Source organism: Alkalihalophilus lindianensis, assembly GCF_032843265.1.
Taxonomy (GTDB): domain Bacteria; phylum Bacillota; class Bacilli; order Bacillales; family Bacillaceae_D; genus Alkalihalophilus; species Alkalihalophilus lindianensis.
Genome location: NZ_JAWJBA010000883.1, coordinates 1 through 243 on the forward strand (window position 1 = coordinate 1; position 243 = coordinate 243).

The 243-nt window shown below is 38.3% G+C and carries 1 protein-coding gene; it reads left to right on the forward strand.

All coding sequences use genetic code 11. The annotated features are described in order from the left end of the window. On the forward strand, window positions 1-243 hold a 243-nt coding region (locus RYX56_RS24660; RefSeq protein ID WP_317124429.1), incomplete at both ends, for a replication initiation factor domain-containing protein.

Consider the following 243-nt stretch of genomic DNA (forward strand, 5'->3'; position numbering starts at 1 on the left):
GAAAATGAATAAGGAATGGCAACGATTTTTGGATTTGGGCGTGAATAGAAAAATTTCTTTAACGACAAAACCTGAACCATATACGTTTGATAAGACACTCAGATGGCTAGCTCATCAAGTCGCCCCCACTTGGAAACTAGCGACAAAGATAGATGAACTCAATCAAACGAGTGTAATTAAGGATATGTTGGAACAGACAGAGTTATCCAAGCGCCATCAAAAAATACTCATGCAACAAACCAT